Consider the following 23,760-nt stretch of genomic DNA (forward strand, 5'->3'; position numbering starts at 1 on the left):
CTGGGCGGCATGTGCATCCACGCAAAAATTAGCTCTTAAGCTCGCTACCAGCCGTTTCCTTCATGGACACCGCTGCAATGATCGTAATGATCGCCAGCACAATGATGTACGCTTGGAACAGCCAGCTCGCCCCAATGGACTGTGTCCAGGTGTTGAGATAGGGGGCTGTGCCGCCAAAGAGACCGACTGCCAGCGACGTGAGAATGCCGACACCCACTCCACGCACTCGCCCGGGAACAAGCTCAGCCATCAAAGCCGGATAGTGGGCGACGCCGATAGTCCATATGACAAGCCCGAGGGCTTGCGCCACGAAGAGCGTCCAAGGTTGATTGGTCAGGAACATCTGGATCGGGATCACCATCACAGCAATGAGCGAAGCGAAGATCAGCATCGTCCGACGACGACCAATGCGGTCCGACATCGCGCCGAAGATCGGCAGAAAAAGCAATGTGAGTGCCTGGGCGCAAAGACTTGCCACGTAGGCACCTTTTGCATCCATCTTATGGATTGCAATTGCCATCGCAGGAGCGAAGGCCACCCAGATGTAGTACCAAACATTCATTGCCGCGTTCAGCGCAATGACGCGAATGGTGAACTTCGCGATTTCGCCTTTCGACAGCGGTTTGCTCTGCTCGCCTTTCGCTTGCTTCTTATGCAGCGCGGAGAAGGCCTCAGTCTCAACCGCCTTGCGCCGCATGAACAACGCATAGATGCCGAGGACCGCGCCAATCCCAAATCCCACTCTCCACCCCCAGGAGTTCATCTCCTCGCTCGAAAGATTGGCGCTGAGAGCGGCAGCGACGCCGGTCGCCAGCATCACTCCGAGGATGACGCTCACGTAGACGGAACTCGCCCACAGACCACGCTTCTCTTTCGGCGCGATTTCGGCCACATACACGTACGACACACCGGATTCGCCGCCATGCGCAAAGCCCTGAATTACGCGCATTAGAAACAGGGCCAACGACGCCCAAGATCCAATCTCGGCATAACTCGGTAGCAAAGCAATGCCCAAGCTTGCCGCGGCAAGCAGCACCATCGTAGTGACCAGCGCAAGACGCCTGCCTTTACCATCCGCTAGTCGGCCGAAAACAAAGCCGCCGATGGGCCGCGCGAGGAAGCCACCCGCGAAGATCGCAAGCGTCGACAGCAGTGCAGAAGTGGGATCCGACTTACTGAAGAAATTCGCTGCCAAATAGACAGAGAACGTGCCGTAGATAGTCCAGTCGTACCATTCGAGAATATTGCCAACTGCGGCGGCCTTGAGGGACCGCTTTCGATCCGCGAGTGTATGTTTGCTGTCATCGACTCTAGGGGCTGACAAATCCACTGCACCGGGGGCGGTAGAAATATTGATTGTCTCCATGATCATCTCTTTATAATGTTCGGCAATAATCGAAATCCATGAGAAGGACGCTCGTCACGTCCTTCTCTTACGCAACGACCATTTTTTAGCGTTGGTATTCAGCCCCGGGATGTGGACTGACCAAACGAGGTGAGCCCTTGAAGAGCTTTTCTCGCAGTGTTCCCTGCGTATATTCGGTTTTGTAGACGCCCCGCGCCTGCAGTTCCGGCACGACCAGCTCTACGAAGTCATTGATGCTTTCCGGAGCAACTGTGTAGGCCAGGTTGAATCCGTCGATGTCGGTCTCCTCCATCCACTGCTGGAGTTCGTCCGCTACCTTCTTGACGGACCCCACAATGACGGGACCAGAGCCTCCTACAGCGAGGTGCTCAGCAACCTCACCGACAGTCCAGACGCGATTTGGGTCAGCGATCGTGAAGCGGTCAATCGCGGTATGCATGCTGTCGTTACGAATATGCTTCACCTCATCCTGGGGATCACACGACGAGAAATCGATGCCGGTCCAACCGGACATCAATGTGAGCGCGCCTTCGTAGCTGGCATACTGTTTGTATTCGCGCAGCTTTTCCTGGGCTTCTTCATCGGTGCGCCCCACGATAACGTTCATCATGGCAAAAACAACGAGATCTTCGGGACAACGTCCTTGTTGAACAGCTGCCGCCCGCATCGTTTTGACGGTATTGGTGAGCACATGCTTTGTGGGGCTGCTAACGAAGACACACTCGGCGTGCCGTCCGGCAAACGCCTGACCTTTGGGCGATGACCCCGCTTGATACAGAACGGGGGTTCGCTGGGGCGACGGCTCAGACAGATGGATACCGTTCAAGCGGAAGTACTCGCCGTCGTGGTTGACCGCATGCACCTTCGACGGATCGGCGTAGATGCCGCGTGCACGATCCCGGCACACGGCGCCATCTTCCCAGCTACCCTCCCAAAGCTTGTACATGAGTTCCATGTACTCTTCGGCGATGTCGTAGCGTGTGTCGTGATCGGTCTGCTTTGTTACGCCGCTAGCCTTTGCCGCACTGTTCAGGTAGCCCGTTACAATGTTCCAGCCCACTCGTCCGTTCGTGAGATGATCCAACGTCGTCATCTTCCGCGCAAAGGTATATGGCGGCTCGTACGACAGCGCGCCGGTTACACCGAAGCCAAGATGCTCCGTAACCGCGGCCATTGCCGGAACGAGCAAGAACGGATCACAGTTTGGTACCTGAACTCCGTTGCGCAGCGCCGCGTCACAGTTGCTTCCGTAGACGTCATAGACGCCGGTGACATCTGCGAGAAAAATCCCATCAAACTTTCCTCGTTCGAGGACTTTGGCCAGATCTTGCCAATATCTGAGGGTGGTGTATTCGGAGGAGCGATCACGAGGATGACGCCAAAGACCCTGGGACTGGTGCACACCCGTATTCATATCGAATGCGTTAATTCGAATCTCTTTTTTCATTTGATGATCCCCTATGGAGTGATATTTTTGGATGTGCGTCTCCCCCGCCCCGAAATTTCTGGGGCGTGATTGGGGAAGACCTTCGCGTAACGGAATTAGGCTGCTTCGAGCTCAGCGAGAGCGGTGAGCTGTCCGCCGTAGTACACCAGCGGTTCCTTGTCGTGGACGTGCGTGCGTTCGAGCCGACCGACGACAATGGTGTGGTCGCCTTCGGAGATGGTATTTTCGACAATGCACTCACCTTGAGCGAGTGCCCCGTCAATCAGCGGGCTGCCGACGGCGCCGATCGTATGGTGGACATTCTGAAATTTCTCCTCGCTCTTCGAGGCAAAGATCTTGCAGATGTCGGTTTGCTCAGAAGCCAGAAAGTTGATGCAAAAGTGGCCGCTGAGTGTGATGGCGCCGAGAGTGTTGGACGAGTTGTTGAGGCAGATGAGGAAGAGTGGCGGAGTCAAGGACAAGGACGTGACGGCACTCATCGTAATGCCGTGGGACTTGCCCTCGCTGTCTCGCGTTGTGATAACCGCGACTCCCGTAGGAAAGCGACCGGCGAAACGGCGAAGATCGACAGTGTTGGTGTTGGGGGGCGTGTCCATGAATGTCTCCTTGTCTGTGTGATGTCATTCTGGTACACCCCACCAATCGATTCAAACGAAAAAAAACATCGTTTATTGATCGATTTTTTCGAAGCCTCGTGGTTTTTATACGCCCCTTCGACAGCCGAAATGTTATCTTTTGTGCATTCGTCCCGGGTAAGCCGGTACGGCACAGCCGGGCATCGAACTCGGCCGCACCGGTCAGTCCAGTCCAGGCATCGGGCCCCAAGGCAATCTCTTCGGTCGACAATAGGCGAGCGTCCAGGTCCCGATGGAGGCGCGGAACATCTATGCCTTGGCCAATAAGAACCAGCGCTTGGCGACAGTCGCCGACGCCGTCGTCCCATTTTTGAGAATGGCATGACGTCGGTAGTCGTTGCTCGGCCATTGCTCATGGCCGATGTGTCCGATGAAGCGCCACCAGCGACCGACGTACCCGCAGTTCAATTCATGCCCTGCATGGCGAAGCAGTCCCGTCTCAAAGAATCGACTGGCGACCCAAAAGTAGCCTCCGCTGCCAGACGACACCCGTCGCAGTCTCCCGCTTGCGTGCAAAAGCTCTCAGGACTGTCCTTGGCGAAACAGATGCGTCCGAGCTAGAAGCGCAAGCGATAGATCGGTACACTTCAGATTCCTTTCTATATACTCGACGATCTTCGGGTATAGGTCGATGTCTCGCTCAGGTCCGGCAGCCGAACTCCGAAGTCCAGTGTGTTCAGCGACGCATCCAAGTACTTCCCCTCGCGCCATCACGGAAGCCTATGCTGAGTTCCTGATCTAGCATCGCACGCAATGGTGATGCGACAAGGTGTTGAGGACGGATACTTTGCAAGGTGTGCCGAATAACCAAGCTCGCTGATGAGCCCATCGGAATTACGCTAAAGTGAACACGAAGCAGTTAGAAAGTTTTCTGACGATTGCAAAATTAGGAAGCTTTGCCGCCGCCGCGGAGCGCCTTCATGTTACGCAGTCGACTATCTCGGCCAGAATTCAGGAACTGGAGGAAACGCTTGGCGTTGCACTGTTTGACCGCTCGCAACGGCAAGTCCACCTCACGCCAAAAGGTAGAGACCTGATCGCGTATGCGCAACAGGTTTCAGATTTGTTCGCTGAGATCAAAGAACAAATTGCATCTACGAATTCAATGACAGGGGTAGTAAGAGTCGGCGTTACGGAACTCGTTGCATTGACGTGGCTCTCTCACTTTGCAAAGCTGGTTCGCAAAGAATATCCAGGCATACTTTTAGAATTCGCCGTCGGCCTCAATCCATTTCTTCTGGAGGGAATTCGAAGCGGAGAATTGGATATTGCCGTTATCGCAGGGCCCACTTCCGACACCGAGCTATGTGCTTCACATTTGGGAAATGTGCATTTCTATTGGATGTGCGGATCTACTTTCGAGTTGCCTGAAGGAACCCTCAATGCCCGCGACTTGCGCAAGCTTCCCATTATCTACCAAGGCACCGATTCTTTCACCACGCAAGTAACCAATCGATGGCTTGGTCTGCCAACCATGAAGCGGCAGCGCGGAACGTCTTGCAACAGTTTAGCCGCCGTCAAGTCGCTCACAGTCGCCGGTGTAGGTATAAGCCTATTGCCCGATGGAATTTTTGCAGACTCGCTAGCCTCGGGCGAGCTTGCAAAACTTTCGACCGATCCGCCGGGCCTAGATATGCCATTCACGGTGATCTACTTAGAGCGCTCGTCGTCAAAACTCTTTGCCGAAATCGCCTCGTTATGCAAAGTTTCGAGCTCGTTCAACTGACCCAGCTACGGCCGCGTGATGAAAGCATCGGCCGGCATTTTAGCCAGGAACCGTCGGTTGCGCTGGTGACGGGCGACTTTTTTTCCTCGACGCTCGTAGCGCTCTCCTTCGAGCCAATCCTTTCGCCATTGGCTCATCTGCCGTTTCACAAAAAATAGTTGAAGGAAAAATAATTTTATTATTTAGCGGCAGATAATATTCCGTTTCCCTGCAAAGACCAAAAGCGCGTGGTGGCGGGTCGTAACGACCGCTGACAAGGCCACTCGACCTGACTGCGGCCAGGAAGGGCAATCGGTAGCAAACGCCCCCTGCTCATATCTCCGAAACCCCTGCAGCAAATGGTTGTATGCTATGAGAACCGATTTACTCCCAGCAGCCCTCCGTGACTTTACAGCAACTAGAAACATTCTATTGGATTGTTCAGCTCGATGGGTTCGCGCCCGCCGCGGAACGGCTTTGCGCAACGCAATCCACCGTCTCAATGAGGTTGCGTGAGTTGGAGCGGAGCCTGGGCGTTGAACTCTTTGACAGAACTCAGCGCAAGGCTCGGCTGACCCCGCGTGGGCGTGAGGTATTGGACTATGCGACGCGCATTCTGAACCTGTCCTCGGAGCTCTCTCATCGTGTTGCGGCTCCGGATTCCGTGAGTGGCACCATCCGAATGGGTGTCGCGGAGGTCGTCTCCATCTCTTGGCTTCCCGCGCTAATCCAGACGATCGCAAGGGAGTATCCACAGGTACGATTGGAGATCGACGAGGCTCTCACCAGCGACCTGATGGATTCACTCGCCCAGGGCGAACTCGACCTGGTACTCGCCCCCGGCCATACGCGCATGCATGATGTCTCCGCGATTTCGCTCGGGACAGTCGAGTTTGCCTGGATGGCAAGTCCGGGATTGGTGTCAGCACGAGACGTCCATACGCCGACCCAACTAGCCCAGTATCCGATCATCGGGCTTAAGCCCCAGTCGTTCCATAGCGCGGCAATTGATGCATGGTTCCTGCGCGATCACGCGCATTGCCATTACTTGGCACGATGCAAGAGCATGGGAGTCGCGGCCTCTCTGGCGATGGCAGGAATGGGGGTGACTTATCTGCCCCTGCCTAATTTCCAGCGTCAACTCGAGGAAGGCTTACTGGAAATCATTGAGGTTGCCAATCCATTTGATCCAGTGGAGTTTGTCGCAGCCGTATCCCCAGAACACACCTACTCCCTTCCCAGCGCCATCGCCGAAATCGCCCAGAACGTCAGTGAATTCCGGAAGCAGTAGCCAGTTGCGCCGCATGCAGCACAATTGGTCTGCCCTAGAAGAGGTGTGAAGGCCCCATCTTAAACATCAAATTAATCGATGTGATACAGCAAAAATATATCGTTTGAATCAAACTATCGCCACTCCTAGGCTTGTAACAAATCACAGACGACCCACCGCCACGCTCGGCCGGTCGGGTAAGCCTCCAGGAGACCGCGATGGACCTCATCGTCGAAAGACCGCCTGCCGCAATCCCTGCAGGGACAAAAGCAACTGGGAAGTTCCCCGTTTCGATCCGTTCAATTAGCCAGCTCGCTGCCGACATCCGCGCATTCGAGTTGGTAGACCCGACTGGCGCGCCATTGCCGGCTTTCTCCGCCGGCGCACATATCGACGTACTCCTCCCGTCCGGCCTGATTCGCCAGTACTCGATTTGCAGCGATCCAACCGATGTCAGCCGCTACGTCGTCGCGGTGCTAAAGGATCCTGCGGGGCGTGGCGGCTCGGTGGGAATGCATCAGCTCACCGCCGGAGACCACCTGCTGATCTCGGCGCCACGCAATCACTTTCCGTTAGCGAGCGCGGCTACGCACCACGTCTTCGTAGCCGGTGGTATCGGCATCACCCCCATTCGTTCCATGATGACCGCCGCGCTAGCGCGGGGCAACACGTTCCAACTGTATTACTGCACGCGCTCCCCGGAGCGTACGGCTTTTCTTGAGGAACTACTTCCGCTCATGAAAGCCTGCGTTGCAGTGGTCCACCATGACGACGGCAATCCCGCGAACGGGCTGGACCTGAGCGCAGTCCTGCGCGAACAGCCGGCGGGTGCGCATCTCTACTATTGCGGCCCCTCCCGCTTCATGGATGCCGTCGATGCCAGCTCCGCGCACTGGGTGCCCGGCACCCGGCACTGCGAGCGCTTCTCGCCCCCCAAAGCGGCCGCCAGCGCAATGCCGGACGCTGCGGATGCACCGTTCGACATCTGCCTCGCCCGCTGCGGCAAGACCTTCACGGTGCCGCCGGGGAAGACGATCGTCCAGATCCTGCGGGAAAACGCAATCGACGTCGACGTCTCCTGCGAGGAAGGCTACTGCGGTACCTGCATGACGCGATATCTGCACGGTGACCCCATCCATCGTGACAGCGTCCTCGACGAGGACGACCAGCAGGAGTTCGTCATGATCTGCTGCTGCCGCGCCCGAAGCGAAATCCTGACCCTTGACCTGTAGGCGAGCGATCGCTGCGTTCTGCATCCCCCAAAAGACGAGGAGACCATAGAAATGAGCAAGTTCGAATTCGTGAAGAATTGTTGGTACCCGATCGGCTTCTCGCGGGAATTTCCCGCGCAGGAGCTTAAGGGCTTCAAGATTGCCGGCAAGCCCATCGTCATGTGGCGTACCAGCGATGGCGAGGTGGTCGCGTTTGACGATCGCTGCTGTCACAAGCGCTTCCCGCTCTCCCAGAGCAAGCTGCTTGACGACGGTCGTCTCGAATGTGCGTACCACGGCCTTTGTTATGACGCGACCGGGCAGTGCGTGGAAATTCCGTCGCAGCCGGGCAAGATTCCGCCGCAGGCCCGTCTGCATGTCATTCCAGTACGGGAAACTGATGGCGTAGTGTGGGTATGGCCTGGCGAGCAGAAGGCTGCCGCCGACATCGAGCCACCTCGCACGCCCGAAGTGACTTCCGCGGACAAGGATGCGGTCGGCTCGCCGCAGCCGCTGGAAGTGCCGGCCAACTACCTACTGCTGATCGAGAACCTGCTCGATATCACGCATTTCTATCCCCTCCATGACGGCAATATCGGCGACAAGGCGAACAGCCTGATTCCCGTGCAACTCGAAGAAGGCAATGTCGCGGGCTACGACTATGTCAAGACCATCCGCCACGTCCACGGCTATCAACAGCCTCCCTATCTGCGCGAGTGGTTCCACTACGATGAAGTCGAGCGCCTGCACACGCACTGCATGGTGAGTCCCGGCCTGACCCGCGTCGAAATGCGCGTTGCACCGGAAGGCCAGCTCGGCACCGCGATGGAACGCGGCTACACGCTCCTGCATTTGCACTATCCCGTGGATGAGGCCAACCTGGTGTGGCGCTGGAATGTCTCCTGCACGAAGGGACATACGACGTTGAGCGACACCAGCATTCTCACCGCCCACAAAGTGGCCGAGATGTTCCCTGAAGTGGTCGCGCAGGACCAATGGGCGCTGGAGCGGCAGCAGAAGATGTTCGACTATCCGGACGACGACTACTCCGAACTCTTCCTGAAAACGGACAAGGCACTGCGCCGTGCCCGGCAGATCCTCATGGGCATGCAGCGGCAGGATCGCCAGGAAGAAAAGGCCATCATCCCCATCCATCCCCAGCCCGCCGAAGCCGCTGCCTAGAGCATAGCGCCACTGACTACAGAGGCCCGATACGGGCCCGCAACCCTCTGGTGAGGAGACAAATCATGGAAGCACAGGAAATCGCCCTGTCCGGGCCCCTGTCACAGAAGACATGGATGCAGCGCGCAATCGGGTCGTGCGTCTATCTGTTTGAGCGTCTGATGCCTGACCCGTTTGTGATCGTGATCTTGCTGACGGCGATGACGGCGGCCTGTGCAGCCGTCTTTGCCCCCGGCGGCTCGGTCAGCAACATCCTGTCCGGCTGGTACAAGGGAATTTTCGGGATTTTCACCTTTGCTTTCCAGATGGTACTGGTGCTGGTCACGGGCTACGCCCTGGCCAGTGCGCCAATCATCCGGAGCGGCTTGCAACGTCTCTCCATGCTCGCCACCGGGCCCCTCTCAGCGGTCGCGCTGGTCTCGATCGTGGGTGCCTTCGCCACGTTCCTCAACTGGGGGTTCGGGCTTGTAGTCGGCGCGATGCTGGCCAAGGAAGTTGCCAAGCGGGTGCGCGTCGACTTCGCCTGGCTCGTCGCTGCAGGCTACACCGCCTGGGTTCTGTGGGCCTTTACCGGCATGTCCAGTTCGATTGCGCTGTCCATTGCCACACCGGGGAACCCGCTCAATATCGTCGAGCAACACACCCGTGCCGTCGTACCGCTGGCACATACAGTGTTCTCCGGCTGGAATCTGGCTGCGGGACTCATCGCCACGCTGCTGTTGCCACTGGTGTTCATGATGATGCGCCCGTCGGACAGCGACACAATCGCCGCCGATCCAAAGGCAATCGAGGCCAGCGAAGCCGCCGTCTCTGCTCCCAAGCGGCGGGACTGCCTCGCCGGCTTGCTGGAAAGGTCGCGGCTGTGCTCGCTAGTGTTTGTGGTGGCAGGGGCAGCTTATCTCGTGCAGCACTGGAGCGCGAGTGGCATTCACCTGGATATCAACACTGTCATCTTCATCTTCTTGCTCGCCGGGCTGTGCCTGCACGGAAGCGCTGGCGCCTATGTTCACGCAGTGACGGAAGCGGCGAAGGTGACCGGTCCCATGCTGCTGCAATATCCCTTCTACGGGGGCATCATGGGAATCATGCATGCAACTGGCTTGGCGGAGGTCGCTTCTGCATCGTTCATCCGCTTCGCCTCGACGGATACGCTGCCGTTCTGGAGCTATCTTGGCTCCATCATCATCACCATCTTCATTCCCAGCGGTGGTGGTCACTGGGCCGTGCAAGGCCCCTTCACGATCCCGGCCGCACAACAACTTGGCTCAACCCTGGCGGGCACCTCGATGGCCGTCGCCGCGGGTGAATTGGCCGGCAGTCTGCTGCAGCCCTTCTGGGCCATTCCCGTCGTCGCCATCGCTGGCGTTGGTGTGCAGCGGGTGCTGGGTTTCACGTTGGTCAGCTTCATCACCGCAGGGACCTTCTTCGGATTGCTGTACCTGCTGGTCGTGCCGCATATCAGCGCCTGACCGATGCTCTCCGGCGGAACGGCAGCTAATTCCGCCGGCTTCACTCTTCAATCCACTCCAGGATTCAACGATGACTAAACCAAGACAACCCACCCTTCCACTGGAAGGCGTCCGGGTGATCGAGATCTGCAATGTGGCTGCGGGCCCCTATTGCGCCATGCTGCTCGCCGACATGGGCGCCGAGGTCATCAAGATCGAACATCCAGAAGGCGGCGATACATTGCGTAGCTGGCCACCCATTTCGGCCGGCTACAGCGAGAACTTCGCTTCCCTGAATCGGAACAAGCGGTCGGTGACACTCGATCTTAAGGCTCCGGACGACCTTGCGCGGGCACTGGATCTGATCGACACGGCGGATATCCTCGTCGAGAACAACCGGCCCGGTGTCATGGATCGACTGGGGCTGGGGTACGAAGCTTTGCGCGAACGCAATCCGCAACTGGTCTACTGCTCGATCTCCGCCTACGGCCAGACTGGCCCGCGCGCCAGCGAAGGCGGCTTTGACCTGACCTTGCAGGCCATGAGCGGCATCATGAGCGTGACAGGCGAGCCAGGCGGCCCGCCCGTGAAGTGCGGGGTACCGATCGCGGATTTTTCGGCCGGTCTCTATGCCGCATTTGCAATCGTCTGCGCGCTCCAACAGGCAAGCGCAACCTGTAAGGGAACGCACGTTGATATCTCCATGCTCGGTGCCACGCTTGGCATTGCTGCATTGCAGACGTCTGAGTTCTTCGGCAGTGACCGCGATCCGGTCAAACTGGGCAGCGCCCACCCCCGCAATGCCCCCTATCAGGTGTTTGCCTGCCGCGATGGCTACTTTGGCATGGCGGCTGGTAACAACGCGCTGTGGGGCTCGGTATGTAGCGCCATGTCGCGCGACGAGTGGCTGGCTGATGGCCGCTTCACCAGTCCCATGCTGCGGGCCAAACATCAGGTGGAACTTCGCACGCTGCTGGAGGCCGAGTTCATTCGGGAAGACGCTGCGACGTGGCTGGAGCGCTTCCGGGCGGCCGGCGTGCCGTGCGCGCCGATCAACAGCTACTCCGACGTGCTGACCGACGAACAGGTCGAGTACATGCAGTGGGTCCAACCCCTCACGCTGCCCAATGGGGTGGAAACCCGCACCTTTGCCTCACCGATTCGCATGTCCGGACTCAACCTGCCGATCCGCAGTGCCCCACCGGCGCTGGGAGAACACAACGCGACGATTCTAGGTGTAGCCGAAGTATCCAGTGAGGAGATCACGCAATGCATGACACCCTGATCGTTAATCGGGACGGCGATTCTGTCACGCTCACGCTGAATCGACCCGACAAGTTGAATGCCTTGTGTCCAGAACTCGTGGAAGCATTGATCGAGGCGATCCAACTGGCTCACGCCGATGGGCATGTCAGACTTATCGCCTTTCGTGGTATGGGACGCAACTTCTGCGCGGGCTTCGACCTGGGCAACCTCGGCCAGGCAACGGACGCGAGCCTTCTCCTACGGCTGGTCAGGATCGAAACGCTGCTGCAACTGATTGCGTACTCCCGCTGCATGACCGTAGCGTACGCGCATGGCAAGAACTTTGGCGCCGGCGTCGATCTTTTCGCCGTCTGCAAAAGACGTTATGCCACGTCGGACGCAAAATTCCGCATGCCCGGTCTGCTGTTTGATCTGGTGCTTGGAACACGGCGTTTCGCCGCACTCGTCGGCGCCGAACGGGCCCGTGAAATTCTCCAAACCGTGCGCGAGATTTCCGCCGATGAAGCCAGCCAGATTGGTCTGGTTTCTCGCATCACCGAGCAGGATGACTGGACTGCCATCTTCGCACGTGACCTCAAGGAGGTGGCCATGCTTTCCTACCGCGCGCAGCAAAGCCTATACACAGCGGTGCATCAATCGACAGCGGATATCGACATGGCGGCATTGGTCAGATCGGCCGCGGAGCCAGGATTGCGGCGCCGCATCGAGCAGTACCTTGGTCGATAGACCCGCTCCATTTTGAAACTGTAGACACGCGACACTTATGAAGACGAAAGCTGCAATCGCCTGGGAAGCCGGCGCCCGGCTGACCATCGAAGACGTGGACCTGGACGGCCCGCGCGCCGGGGAAGTGCTGGTGGAAATGAAGGCCACCGGCATCTGCCACACCGACTACTACACGCTGTCCGGCGCCGACCCGGAAGGGATCTTCCCGGCGATCCTGGGCCATGAAGGCGCGGGCATCGTCACCGATGTCGGCCCCGGCGTGACCTCGCTCAAGCCCGGCGACCACGTGATCCCGCTGTACACGCCGGAATGCCGCCAGTGCAAGTTCTGCCTGTCGCGCAAGACCAACCTGTGCCAGGCGATCCGTTCGACCCAGGGCAAGGGCCTGATGCCGGACGGCACCTCGCGCTTTTCGATCGACGGCAAGCCGATCTTCCACTACATGGGCACGTCGACCTTTGCCAACCATATCGTGGTGCCGGAGATCGCGCTGGCGAAGATCCGCCCCGATGCGCCGTTCGACAAGGTCTGCTACATCGGCTGCGGCGTGACCACTGGCGTGGGCGCAGTGCTGTTCACCGCCAAGGTGGAAGCCGGCGCCAATGTGGTGGTGTTCGGCCTCGGCGGCATTGGCCTGAACGTGATCCAGGGCGCGAAGATGGTGGGCGCCGACAAGATCATCGGCGTGGACCTGAACCCCGAGCGCCAAGCGATGGCGCGCAAGTTCGGCATGACGCATTTCGTCAACCCGAAGGAAGTGGAAAACGTCGTCGACCATATCCTCCAGCTTACAGACGGCGGCGCGGACTACTCATTCGAATGCATCGGCAACACGCAAGTCATGCGCCAGGCGCTGGAGTGCTGCCACAAGGGCTGGGGCAAGTCCATCATCATCGGCGTGGCCGACGCCGGCGCCGAGATCTCGACGCGTCCGTTCCAACTGGTGACCGGCCGCGAGTGGAAAGGCTCGGCCTTCGGTGGCGCGCGTGGCCGCACCGACGTGCCGAAGATCGTCGACTGGTACATGGAAGGCAAGCTCAACATCGACGACCTGATCACGCACACGCTGCCGCTGGAGCGCATCAACGAAGGCTTCGACCTGATGAAGCGCGGTGAGTCGATCCGCTCGGTCGTGTTGTACTGAGGCGCGCCATGATGGAACTGATCTCGCAACATGGTTGCCATGGCGGCGTGCAGCGCTTCTACCGCCATGACTCGGCGGCGATCGGGCTACCGATGCGGTTCTCGGTGTTCCTGCCGCCGCATGCGCAGGGCGGCGCGAAGGTACCGGTGCTGTTCTACCTGGCCGGCCTGACCTGCACCGAAGAGACCTTCATGATCAAAGCCGGGGCGCAGCGCTTTGCCGCCGAGCACGGCCTGATGCTGGTGGCGCCCGACACCAGCCCGCGCGGCGCGGGCGAGCCGGGCGAGGCCGATACGTGGGACTTCGGCGTGGGAGCGGGCTTCTACCTCGACGCCACCCGTGCGCCGTGGAGCAGGCACTGGCGCATGGAGAGCTACGTTACCGACGAACTGTTCGACCTCGTCACCACCGCGCTGCCCGGCGATGCTGACCGCGTGGGGATTTTCGGCCACTCGATGGGCGGCCATGGCGCTCTGGTGCTGGCGCAGCGCCATCCCGAGCGCTTCCGTTCGGTGTCGGCCTTCGCGCCGATCGCCGCGCCGTCGCGCTGCCCGTGGGGAGCAAAGGCGTTTGCCGGCTACCTCGGCGACAACAAGAGTGCCTGGGCAGATCATGATGCTACTGCGCTGATGCGGAAACAGATCCATCCACCCTTTTCGGACGGAATCCTGATAGACCAAGGACTATCAGATCAGTATCTGCACGAGCAACTTCTACCTGACGCGTTTGCAGAGGCCTGCGCCCACGTTGGTCAACGCCTCATTCTCCGACGGCATGAAGGCTACGATCACGGCTACTACTTTATCGCTTCCTTCATAGCGGATCACATTCGCTTCCATGGAAGCGTCCTAGATGGTTCACGCCGACCGTTGTTGACCATCTCTGCGACCTGGGATGCTCCATCAGAAGAAAATCCCTTGATTCCAGCTTAGTGCGATCCAAGCTGCTGCGCTGTAACCGAATGCTTGCCATCGCATCGCCCTGCCACATCCCGCCCCTCACTTGCCTCAAAGGAGGTTTAATTATGGCAATCTTTACCCACATTGTTATCGGCACCAATGACCTGGAGCGTGCCCGCGCATTCTATGACGACGTGCTTGGTACGCTTGGCATCACGCGCGTCATGAATCTGGACACGGCCTCGCTATGGGGCGTAGACGGTCCGGAGTTCATGGTCACCAAGCCAGGGAACGGCCTGCCATCCACGTATGCCAATGGAGGTACTGTCAGCTTTGCCGCGCCCAATCGCTCCGCGGTCCATGCCTTCCATGAGGCCGCAATCGGTAAGGGTGCGCGGGATGAAGGCGCACCCGGCCCCCGGAATTTTACCCCTACCGCTTATGCGGCATATGTGAGGGACCCCGATGGCAACAAGATTTGCACTTATTGCTTCGATCCAGCGTAAGCCAGTCAATGCTGCGAGCCCCTTTATGCGGCGAAAGGATTTACCGTATCGGCTCTCGTCGCATGGCTGAACCACTCTAGAGCGTGATCGTGCGGCGTGCCATCTTCGGCGCCGCACGATTCTATTATTTTAGGGGAGGCTACTGATGGGGTCATCGTACTTTGCGTGCGAAATCTGGCGGTAGTCGCCCTGAAACGAGAACCAAGGTACCTAGAAGAGCCGCTTGCGGCTTCGTGGCAGCCCGCAGTTTGTACGGCAGGCGTTTTTACGAGCCATTAATCCGTATGGATTTTTGGAGCAAAGCCGCCAGATTTTGCACTAGAAGTACGATCACCCAACAGCGGGCCTTTGGCGCTTGGTGCGGCCGGCTCGCAGCCGCCCGCACTTACTTCAGCGTCTTCAACCGGTTGTTCGCCGTATGCGCGCCTTCGGTACCGGGATACTTGGCCCCCACCTGTTCCAGCGTTTTGCGCGCGGCCGCCTTCTGGCCGGACTCGAGCTGATTATTGGCCACCGCGATCATGGCGTCCGGCACCTTGGGATGCGTCGGGTTGGCATGGATCATTTTCTGCAGCACCCAGGTGGACCCCTTGTAGTCGCGCTGCGCGTAGAGCGAGTTGCCGAGCCAGTACTGCGCCAGCGGCAGGTACGGGCTCTGCGGATATTTCTTGATAAACGACGAGAGCGAATTCCCGGCGCTCTTGAAGTCGCCCGCCTGGAAATGCTTGAGCGCGGCGTCGTATTCGGGCTTCTCGCCCGGCGGCGACGTGCCCTGGCGGTCTTCGCCCGAAGCGTGCTGCGGCTCGAACTTCTTCAGGCGCGCATCCAGGTCGGCGTAATAGTCCTTCTGCTGCTTCTGCAGCGTCGCCACCGTGTTCTGCAGCACTTCGTTCTGGCCGCGTAGTCGCGCGACTTCCTGGCGTAGGCCTTCGAGCTGGTTCTGCAGGTCGAGTGTGGTGCGGCTGTTCTGCTCAATGCGCTGGGTAGCCGTCGCCTGGAAGCTGTTGAACTGTTCGCGCAGGTTGATGACCGTTTTGCGCGCCTGCTCATCGTCGAATACGCCGGCGTGTGCCTGCGTGGGTGGCAGCATACCGCCGCTCGCCATGGCGGCGAGCCACACCAGGGTAAAAACGCGTACTTTCATGGATGGGCGTCGTTGGTTGTGTCGGTGAGCGCTCGTCAGATCGCCGTTGGTCTGAGGGCCAAATGCATCGGCGGGCCTATCCCGCCCGGAAAAACTCGACGCTCTGCCCCGCATTGACGGCCCGCTTGAGCCACGACGGCATCTCGCCCTGCCCGTCCCAGGTCAGCCCTTCCGCGTTGCGGTAGCAGACCACCGGAGGCGGAGGCGGCGGTGGGGGTGGCTCGGGTGGGGGCGGAGGCGCGAAGCACCCCGCCGCGTCGAGCTCTTCCAAGGTGAGCCCGTAGTCGTCCATCTGCGCCTGGATCCAGCGGATCGCGTCCGCCCGCTCAGTTTTTGCTGTCATCGCTGCCGTCACTGCTGTCGTTGCCTTCGTCCTGGTTGCCAGGCAGCGCCGCCGCCCCCGGCTCGTTGCACAGCTCTTCCCCTTGGTCTTCCTGCGCAGTGGTCGCCGAACTTCCGGCCTGCCGAGTTTGCTAGTCAGAAGGGGGGCGGACCGGCCGCGCCCGCCAACCTGTCGTTCAGTACAAGAGATCGATGAGGAAGCGCTCGGGCTTCTTGCCAATCCACGCGGGAGCCCGACCGCGCCCTGACCAGGTCTGGCCCGTCTTGGGGTTGCGGTACCTCGGGAGCGGCGCGGCCTTCGTCTTGGTCGGGACAGCGCGGGCAGCGGGCTCAACACTGGGCTGGCCCGCAATGTCCTCAATGCTGAGGTCGTACTCCTGCATCCACTGCCGAATCTCCTCCACGACCTTTGGCACTTCCGCGGCTCGCAACTGCTCAAGTTGCGCATTGACAGATGCCAGTTGAGCGAGCAGTGAGGATTGGGACGGGCGTTGGGTTGCGGTAGGCGCCTTTTGCTCCTGTCGCGGCTTCCGGGTTCGCGTCTTCTGAGTCGGCGCTTCCGGGGCAGCCTCCACTCCAGGCAGTGCTCTCTGCTTCGGCCCGCGCTTCCGGGTTGGGGTCTCCGTGACTTCCGGAGCGGCAACTTCAGCTAGGATTTTCGGCTTCCGACCGCGCTTCGGGGCCCGCGTCTCTCCTGGCGTAGCTTCCGCAGCTGGGGCGTAACGCGGTACTACCGGGGCGGCCGTTTCGGTCAGTTCGCCCTGGGCGGCAGCTTCCATCGGTTCGTCCGTGGCCAGGACTTCAACCGCAGCTTCGGCCACGGCTTCAGTGGTCGCTTCCGAGGGCATGGCTTCAATGGGCGCTTCCGGCGCGTCAGATTCAGTCAACGCTTCCGCTGCAGCGGTGGCTTCTATCGATGCTTCCGGTGCCACGTCTTCCGTTGAAGCGTCCGGGGCTGTGTAAGGCCGCCGGCGCCGATATGACACCGTCGCCGTCGGGCCGCTATCCCGGCTTGTGGACCAGAAGTCCATGCGTCGGGCCTGAGTGTCATTGCTGCCACTACCGACGCCTGCACCACTGGCTTCACCAATGACGAGATCCGCGTCGCGCATCGCCTCAGCGATGGGAAGCTCCATCTGACCAAGTCCGTCCGTCGCATTGCTCGCGACAACGGGTTCAACCACTTGCTTCGGGGCCAATTCGTTCTCCTTCATTGAAGTCACTGCACGGGCAGACGCTTCCAAATCCCATGGACGGTGAGACCTTGTCTCTTGCGTGTCGTTCGAACTTACCCATCGGCGTTTATGTGATGCAAGGTTGGGGGATGGCCCGTCGTCGTCCCTCTGCGCCTGGATCCGGCGGATCGCGTTCGCCCGCTCAGTCTTTGCTGTCATCGCTGCCGTCACTGCTGTCGTTGCCTTCGTCCTGATTGTTGGGTAGCGCCGCCCCCGGCTCGTCGCCCTGTTCTTCGCCCAGCTCATCCTGCTGAGCTTCCCCCTGACCGTCGCCCTGCTCTTCCGGCGCGGTCGCCGCCGCACTGCCGCCCTTGCGCCGCCTTCCACCACCGCCGTCGCGTTCGCGCGGCGCGACGCGCAGGGTGGCCAGCAACTGGCGCGCGAGCGCCGCTTCCGCTTCGGCCCGCTCGGCCCGGCGCTGCGCCGCGGCGAGTTCCGCCTGCACGGTGTCCAGGTCGCCCGCCGCCTTGCGCTGCGCCTGCTCGGTGGCCGCGAGCCGATCGGCCAGCGCCGCGGTCTGCGCTTCGAGCCTGGCGCGGCCCTCCGCCTGCGCCACCGCCGCATCGCGCGCCTCGCTGCGTGCCGCCGCCAGTTCGGCGCGCAGGTCTTCGGCCGTGCGCTCGCTCTTCTGGCGCGCGGTGCGCTCCTGGTCCAGTTCGCGCAGGCTGCGCCGCTCGCTGGCTTCCGCCCGTTCCTGCGCGAGCGTCACGGCCTCGCGCGCCCGCTCCAGCTCCGTCGAGAATTGGGTTCGCAAGGCGTCCAGCTGGCGCCGTCCCGCTTCGAGTTCCGTCCGCCCCGCCTCGAGCCGGGCCTGGGTCGCCGCGTGGGCCTGGCGTTCCGCCACCAGCTCCGCCTGCACGGCGTCGTGCGTCGCGCGCGCCTCGGCCAGATGCGCCGAGAGGGCGGCCGCCTCCTCCCGCGCGCCCGCAGTCTCGGTCCGCGCGGCGTCGCGCTCGGCCTCGGCGACGCTGGCCGCATGGCGGGCCTCGGCGCGCAGCGTGGCCAGTTCGCCGGTGGCGGCCTCGTTGGCCGCCTGCCAGATGGTCTGCACCGCCCCGGCCGCGATGTCCTTCAACGCCTCCGGCAGGTCGGGATGGTCGATGGTGACGCGCGTACGCCCGCGCAGCTCCTGCCAGAACTGCTGCAACACCTCGGCGGGCGTGCCCATGCTGCCCTTGCGCACCAGGCTGTAGAGCTTGTTGGCGGTGGGCGTGACGCCGTAGCGGAAGAACAGCAGGCCGCAGACCTCGCGGTACAGCGCGCGGGTCTCGGGAAAGCGCCCGCGCAGCTCGGCCAGGTCGGCCTGCAGCGCAGTGTCGGTCAGATCCAGGTCGGCAGCGGCCATGGGGGAGAAAATCGGAAAAGTGATGATAAATATTACACCGTAATACGTAATAAAGCCAATTTCTGACGGGATACTTTAGACATAACTGCGCTTATGTCTACAATAGAGGCCCTACCCGCCTGCTCACGCTGCCGTCGGCCGCCCCGCGTGGGACTACGCCCCGATCACACTCGCGTCGCGCGCTATGGGACCTGGCGGCAACGCATACCAACCTACCCCGGCGCGAAGGAAGGACGAGCGGCGGCGGCGGGCGGCCGTGCTGGCCACAAGAACCTGCTTCGCTAGAAGCGCTTTCCGGCCCACCGCATAGGTGGCATGCCCAACCTGCCATCCGGCCAAGCGCGGGTCCTGACCGGTAGCAGGCGCGTGCGCCAGGCGTGGGTCATGCGGCCCGTAGCGTCAACGCACTGATGACCGCTAGCTATTGGGAAATCGGTCGTCGCATTGTCGAGTTTGAGCAGGGCGGACAGGATCGGGCGGCTTATGGCGAGGCACTGATCGAGCGCTTGTCGGCTGACTTGACCGATCGGTTTGGCCGAGGTTTTAGCCGGCAGAATCTGTGGCAAATGCGCGCCTTCCATCTGGCCTGGCCCGCCGCTCACATTCTCCAGACACTGTCTGGAGAATCGGCAAAACCCGGAATGCTCCAGACACCGTCTGGAGAATCCGCTGCCGAGCTCATTCGGCAATCACAGTCAACACTTACTACAGATCTACCAGTGCTGGCCCAAGCCTTCCCCTTACCTTGGTCAGCTTACGTTCGCCTGCTGTCCGTCAAGAATCCACAAGCCCGCGCCTTCTATGAAACCGAGGCCCTGCGCGGCGGCTGGTCGGTCCGGCAACTTGACCGGCAGATCGGAAGCCAGTTCTACGAGCGGACTGCCCTGTCGCGCAACAAGTCAGCGATTCTGCAGAAAGGCGCGACCGCCGAGCCCGGCGACCATGTCACGCCTGAGCAAGCCATCAAGGATCCCTTTGTCCTGGAGTTCCTCAACCTCAAGGACGAATATTCTGAATCCGATCTCGAGGACGCGCTGATCCAGCATTTGGCCGATTTCTTGTTAGAACTGGGCGACGACTTTGCCTTCGTCGGTCGTCAGAGACGGCTACGCATCGACGACAGTTGGTTCCGTGTCGATCTGCTCTTTTTCCACCGTCGCCTGCTGATCATCGACCTCAAGGTTGGCAGGTTTAGCTACGCCGATGCCGGCCAGATGCACCTGTATCTAAACTATGCCCGCGAGCACTGGATGAAACCTGGTGAAAATCCGCCAGTGGGCCTGATCCTGTGCGCCGAAAAAGGGGCGGCCGAAGCCCATTACGCGCTGGAGGGCTTATCCAACAAGGTGCTGGCCGCCGAGTATCAGACCGTCCTGCCCGATGAAAAACTGTTGGCGCAGGAACTCGCTAAGACGCGGCTGGAGTTAGATGCGCGACGTGTGCGGAGGTCTGACGATGCGGCTGGCAACGAATAAGCGGATCGCTGCACTGAATAGAAGAACCGATGCAGCTGGCTGCTAAGAGAACCAGCGCAACAGCAGTTGGTTGACATCGTGGGGCCGTTCATACTGAACCCAGTGCCCGGCTCCAGGCACGATGCACCAGTCTCGATTCGGCTCCTGATCAGCAATCTTCTGCGCGGCCTCAACCGGCCGCGAAGTCGAGCGCCTGATCCTGTGGGCCGTGCTCCAGTTGGGCAAACCCTTGTCATCGCTGACGCACGAAGACCTGCTTGCGTACGAGCGCTTCCTCGCCGATCCGCAACCGGCCGCGCGCTGGGTGCTGGGTGCTGGCCGGCAACAAGAAACTGGCGCGCGGCCATCCGGACTGGCGCCCGTTTGCCGGACAGCTGTCGCCCGGCAGCGTGCGCCAGGCGATGGTGATCCTGAACGCGCTGTTCGCCTGGCTGACCGAGGCGGGCTACTTGGCCGGCAACCCGCTCGCCCTCGCCCGCCGGCGGCGCGCCCCCGCCCAGGTGCGCATCACCCGCTATCTGAGCCACGACCTGTGGGAGGTGGTCAAAGACACGGTCGCAGCCATGCCGGCCGAGACGGCGCGGGAACGTCTGCACGCGACCCGCGGCCGCTGGGTGCTGAGCGTGCTGTATCTGGGCGGGCTGCGGGCATCGGGGCTGACCGCGACTACCATGGGGGCGTTTTTCTGCCGCCGCGATGCTCAGGGAGTCGAGCGCTGGTGGCTGGAGGTGACCGGCAAACGCAACAAGACCCGGCTGGTGCCCGCGACTGACGAACTGATTGCCGAACTGGCGCGCTACCGTCGCGCCCACGAGCTGCCGCCTACCCCACAGTTCGGAGAGTGGCGTCCACTGGTACTGCCGGTAATTGGAAAAGCGGGCAGCGAGAAACCCCTGTCACGCGGCGCGCTGCACCTGATCCTGAAAGAGGAATTTGGCCTGGCCGCGGCGCGCCTGCGGACGCGCGGGCCCTTCCGCCCAGAATGGGATCGAGCATAGCTGCCTGCGCGGCGATCGCAGCCGGATGACTGATTGGCATGTTGATCGTTCCGGCGCAAAGCATTTACACCTGCACCACGGCCTGGGTGCATCTTGCCACGATCAGTATTGAATTCTTGATCAGATGCCGATCTCGAACACGATCTCTCCAACACCTTGGATGCCGGCCGTGACTGCGTCGCCAGGATTCAAAGCACCCACACCGGCTGGCGTGCCGGTGAAGATCATGTCTCCTGGTTGCAGCGTTACAGCGTCGGAGATATACGCGATGACATCGGCCACCGGCCAGATCAGCTCTGTCAGATCGCCATGCTGGCGCGTTTCACCATTGACCTTGAGCCAGATCTCGCCCGTCGAAGGATGGCCGATCGCCGAGACCGGTTGCAGCGGCCCACATGGCCCCGAAGCGTCGAACGACTTCGCCCAGTCCCACGGCCGGCTCATTTTCTTGGCCTCGTCCTGCAGGTCCCGGCGCGTCAAGTCCACACCAATGCCATAGCCCCACACTAGATCCAGCGCCTGCGCCGGGCTCACGTTTGCGCCGGCCTTGCCGATCGCGACCACGAGTTCGATTTCATGGTGCAAGTTCTCCGTCAACGGCGGAAAGGGTACGCTGCCTTCGGCCGGGACGACGGCGTCAGCGGGCTTGGTGAAAAAAAACGGTGGCTCGCGGTCCGGATCCTTGCCCATCTCACGTGCATGCGCGGCGTAGTTACGGCCGACGCAAAATACGCGGCGGATGGGGAATCGGGCCTGGCTGCCTGCGACGGCAACGCTGGCCTGCAGCGGAGGGGAAATCACGAAATCAGTCATGTTTCGTTGTGCCTGTTTAGTAAAGAGGGATGGAAGCCTTCGCTCAGCTCATGATGCCGATATGCCACGGCACGAACTCGTTGTCGCCCAAGCCGAGCTGCTCACTCTTCGAGGCCTGTCCCGATGCCGTCCGTAACATCAGCTGGAAAATTTCCTCGCCGACTTGGCCGATGGTCTTCTCGCCGTCGAGGATGGCCCCGCAGTTGAGGTCCATGTCGTCCTCCAGCCGCTTATACATGGCGGTGTTGGTGGCGAGCTTCAGGCTAGGCACGGGCTTGGCGCCAAACATCGACCCGCGGCCGGTGGTGAACGCGATCAGGTTCGCGCCCCCGGCAATCTGGCCAGTGGCCGACACCGGGTCATAGCCGGGCGTATCCATGAAGACCAGGCCGTGCTGGGTCACCGGCTCCGCGTAGCGGTACACCTCCATCAGGGGGCCGGTTCCGCCTTTCATCGATGAGCCGAGCGATTTCTCAAAGATATTGGCCAGTCCGCCCATCTGGTTGCCTGGGCTGACTTGCCCGTTGATCTGCACGTCGCGCCCGACCGAATACTCCTCTTTCCACCAGCGGATACGCTCGACCAGCTTTTCGCCGACGGCCCGGCTGGCGGCACGCCGTGTCAGCGTGTGTTCCACACCATAGATCTCGGGCGTCTCCGACAGGATCGCGGTGCCGCCGTGGCGCACCAGCAGGTCCACCGCCGCGCCCAGCGCGGGATTCGCTGTAATCGAGGAAAACCCGTCGGAGCCGCCGCATTGCAGTCCCACTGTCAGGTGGCTGGCGGGCACCGCGCGTCGCTCGACCTGGTTGACCAACGGTAGCAGTTCCTCGATCGCGGCAATGCCGGCGTCAATGGTCTTGCGTGTGCCTCCAGAGTCCTGCATGACAAAGCTGCGCAGCAACGGACCGTCTTCTAGCGACTGCGTCTCCATCAGTCCCTTGAGTTGGTTGCGCTCGCAGCCCAGTCCCACGATCAGCGCGGCGCCCAGGTTAGCATGGCGCGCATAGCCGGCCATGGTCCGGCGCAGCAGGTCCATCGGCTCGCCCGACATTTCCATGCCGCAGCCAAGCGAGTGGCTGAACGCCACCACACCATCTACGTTCGGGTAGGCCGCCAGCCGCTCAGGCGTGAACCAGTCGGCAATCTTGCGCACCACGGTGGCCGAACAGTTGACCGTGGACAGGATGCCCACGTAGTTGCGTGTTGCCACGCGTCCGTCGACGCGCACGATGCCATGGAACATGGCCTGCTGGCTGCGGTCGACCGGCACGACCGGCACGTAGTCGCGCCCATGGCCATAGTCGCGCTCGAACTCCAGGAAGCTGATGTTGTGCGAATGGACGTAGCTGCCAGGAACGATGTCGGTGGCGGCGAAGCCGATGCAGACGTTGTATTTCATGATCGGCTCGCCCGCCCGGATGAAGCGCGCAGCAATCTTGTGGCCGGCGGGGACCTGGCCCCGAATGCTCCAGGTTTCGCCGGGAACCGTAGCACCCAGGCTGACGTTGGTGCGTGCAACCAGCACATTGTCCGCAGGATGCAGACGAATGCAGGGTCCGATAATGCTCTTGCCAGTGGTTTCCATCCTGTGATTCCTAAG

The 23,760-nt window shown here is 60.9% G+C and carries 20 protein-coding genes and 1 pseudogene; 12 read left to right on the forward strand and 9 right to left on the reverse strand.

Annotated features, from left to right (window positions below; translation table 11 throughout):
* Nucleotides 1-28 precede the first annotated feature (28 nt).
* The 3 genes from CTP10_RS34980 to CTP10_RS34990 all read right to left on the reverse strand — a co-directional run bounded on the left by CTP10_RS34980 (nt 29) and on the right by CTP10_RS34990 (nt 3,409).
* Nucleotides 29-1,366 (reverse strand): MFS transporter, encoded by a 1,338-nt coding sequence (locus CTP10_RS34980; RefSeq protein ID WP_116322793.1) that lies wholly within the window; start codon nt 1,364-1,366, stop codon nt 29-31.
* Between the two features lie 85 nt (nt 1,367-1,451).
* The gene (locus CTP10_RS34985) at nt 1,452-2,813 is read right to left on the reverse strand and encodes an LLM class flavin-dependent oxidoreductase (protein ID WP_116322758.1); all 1,362 of its coding nucleotides are present in this window, start codon (nt 2,811-2,813) and stop codon (nt 1,452-1,454) included.
* Nucleotides 2,814-2,908: 95 nt separating this feature from the next.
* Nucleotides 2,909-3,409, reverse strand: a complete 501-nt coding sequence (locus CTP10_RS34990) for a flavin reductase family protein (RefSeq protein ID WP_116322757.1) — start codon at nt 3,407-3,409, stop codon at nt 2,909-2,911.
* Between the two features lie 883 nt (nt 3,410-4,292).
* Between CTP10_RS34990 and CTP10_RS34995 the strand changes: the two genes are divergently transcribed.
* The 10 genes from CTP10_RS34995 (at nt 4,293) to CTP10_RS35040 (ending at nt 14,805) form a co-directional block, all read left to right on the forward strand.
* Nucleotides 4,293-5,174, forward strand: a complete 882-nt coding sequence (locus CTP10_RS34995; RefSeq protein WP_116322756.1) for a LysR family transcriptional regulator — start codon at nt 4,293-4,295, stop codon at nt 5,172-5,174.
* 382 nt (nt 5,175-5,556) lie between these two features.
* Nucleotides 5,557-6,444 carry a LysR family transcriptional regulator gene (locus CTP10_RS35000; RefSeq protein ID WP_116322755.1) on the forward strand — a complete coding sequence of 296 codons (888 nt, stop codon included), beginning with the start codon at nt 5,557-5,559 and terminating at the stop codon, nt 6,442-6,444.
* Between the two features lie 197 nt (nt 6,445-6,641).
* Nucleotides 6,642-7,655: a PDR/VanB family oxidoreductase gene (locus CTP10_RS35005; RefSeq protein WP_116322754.1), complete on the forward strand. Its 1,014-nt coding sequence runs from the start codon at nt 6,642-6,644 to the stop codon at nt 7,653-7,655.
* A 51-nt stretch (nt 7,656-7,706) separates the two neighbouring features.
* Nucleotides 7,707-8,816 carry a Rieske 2Fe-2S domain-containing protein gene (locus CTP10_RS35010; protein WP_116322753.1) on the forward strand — a complete coding sequence of 370 codons (1,110 nt, stop codon included), beginning with the start codon at nt 7,707-7,709 and terminating at the stop codon, nt 8,814-8,816.
* Between the two features lie 65 nt (nt 8,817-8,881).
* Entirely contained in the window at nt 8,882-10,285 is a 1,404-nt protein-coding gene (locus CTP10_RS35015) for a short-chain fatty acid transporter (RefSeq protein WP_233528360.1), read from the forward strand.
* Between the two features lie 70 nt (nt 10,286-10,355).
* Nucleotides 10,356-11,549, forward strand: coding sequence for a CaiB/BaiF CoA transferase family protein (locus tag CTP10_RS35020; RefSeq protein WP_116322752.1), 1,194 nt, complete (start codon nt 10,356-10,358; stop codon nt 11,547-11,549).
* The gene (locus CTP10_RS35025; protein ID WP_116322751.1) at nt 11,534-12,256 is read left to right on the forward strand and encodes an enoyl-CoA hydratase/isomerase family protein; all 723 of its coding nucleotides are present in this window, start codon (nt 11,534-11,536) and stop codon (nt 12,254-12,256) included. Before CTP10_RS35020 ends, CTP10_RS35025 begins: the two co-directional genes overlap by 16 nt.
* Before the next feature lie 37 nt (nt 12,257-12,293).
* Nucleotides 12,294-13,400, forward strand: coding sequence for an S-(hydroxymethyl)glutathione dehydrogenase/class III alcohol dehydrogenase (locus CTP10_RS35030; RefSeq protein WP_116322750.1), 1,107 nt, complete (start codon nt 12,294-12,296; stop codon nt 13,398-13,400).
* Between the two features lie 11 nt (nt 13,401-13,411).
* Nucleotides 13,412-14,332, forward strand: a complete 921-nt coding sequence (gene fghA / locus CTP10_RS35035) for an S-formylglutathione hydrolase (protein WP_116322749.1) — start codon at nt 13,412-13,414, stop codon at nt 14,330-14,332.
* Between the two features lie 92 nt (nt 14,333-14,424).
* Entirely contained in the window at nt 14,425-14,805 is a 381-nt protein-coding gene (locus CTP10_RS35040; protein ID WP_116322748.1) for a VOC family protein, read from the forward strand.
* Nucleotides 14,806-15,190: 385 nt separating this feature from the next.
* On the opposite strand, the gene ybgF is transcribed toward CTP10_RS35040, so the two are convergent.
* The 4 genes from ybgF to CTP10_RS35060 all read right to left on the reverse strand — a co-directional run bounded on the left by ybgF (nt 15,191) and on the right by CTP10_RS35060 (nt 18,871).
* On the reverse strand, nt 15,191-15,949 hold the full coding sequence (ybgF, locus tag CTP10_RS35045; RefSeq protein WP_271815959.1) for a tol-pal system protein YbgF: 759 nt from the start codon (nt 15,947-15,949) through the stop codon (nt 15,191-15,193).
* Nucleotides 15,950-16,025: 76 nt separating this feature from the next.
* Nucleotides 16,026-16,292 carry an H-NS histone family protein gene (locus CTP10_RS35050; RefSeq protein ID WP_116324074.1) on the reverse strand — a complete coding sequence of 89 codons (267 nt, stop codon included), beginning with the start codon at nt 16,290-16,292 and terminating at the stop codon, nt 16,026-16,028.
* A 175-nt stretch (nt 16,293-16,467) separates the two neighbouring features.
* The gene (locus CTP10_RS35055; RefSeq protein WP_271815961.1) at nt 16,468-17,505 is read right to left on the reverse strand and encodes an H-NS histone family protein; all 1,038 of its coding nucleotides are present in this window, start codon (nt 17,503-17,505) and stop codon (nt 16,468-16,470) included.
* A gap of 163 nt (nt 17,506-17,668) precedes the next feature.
* A complete protein-coding gene (locus CTP10_RS35060; protein WP_271815963.1) occupies nt 17,669-18,871 on the reverse strand; it encodes a DNA-binding protein in 1,203 nt (400 codons plus the stop codon).
* Nucleotides 18,872-19,281: 410 nt separating this feature from the next.
* Between CTP10_RS35060 and CTP10_RS35065 the strand changes: the two genes are divergently transcribed.
* Both CTP10_RS35065 and CTP10_RS35070 read left to right on the forward strand, forming a co-directional pair.
* The gene (locus CTP10_RS35065) at nt 19,282-20,346 is read left to right on the forward strand and encodes a PDDEXK nuclease domain-containing protein (RefSeq protein ID WP_116323943.1); all 1,065 of its coding nucleotides are present in this window, start codon (nt 19,282-19,284) and stop codon (nt 20,344-20,346) included.
* Between the two features lie 178 nt (nt 20,347-20,524).
* Nucleotides 20,525-21,335, forward strand: a pseudogene (locus tag CTP10_RS35070) (tyrosine-type recombinase/integrase); the annotation flags it as partial.
* Between the two features lie 129 nt (nt 21,336-21,464).
* Here the strand turns inward: CTP10_RS35070 and CTP10_RS35075 are convergent.
* Complete coding sequence (locus tag CTP10_RS35075) at nt 21,465-22,157, reverse strand: fumarylacetoacetate hydrolase family protein (protein WP_116323944.1); 693 nt, start codon at nt 22,155-22,157, stop codon at nt 21,465-21,467.
* 43 nt (nt 22,158-22,200) lie between these two features.
* Complete coding sequence (locus CTP10_RS35080; protein ID WP_116323945.1) at nt 22,201-23,745, reverse strand: UxaA family hydrolase; 1,545 nt, start codon at nt 23,743-23,745, stop codon at nt 22,201-22,203.
* Nucleotides 23,746-23,760 lie beyond the last annotated feature (15 nt).

Origin of the sequence: Cupriavidus sp. P-10 (assembly GCF_003402535.2) — a bacterium.
GTDB lineage: Bacteria > Pseudomonadota > Gammaproteobacteria > Burkholderiales > Burkholderiaceae > Cupriavidus.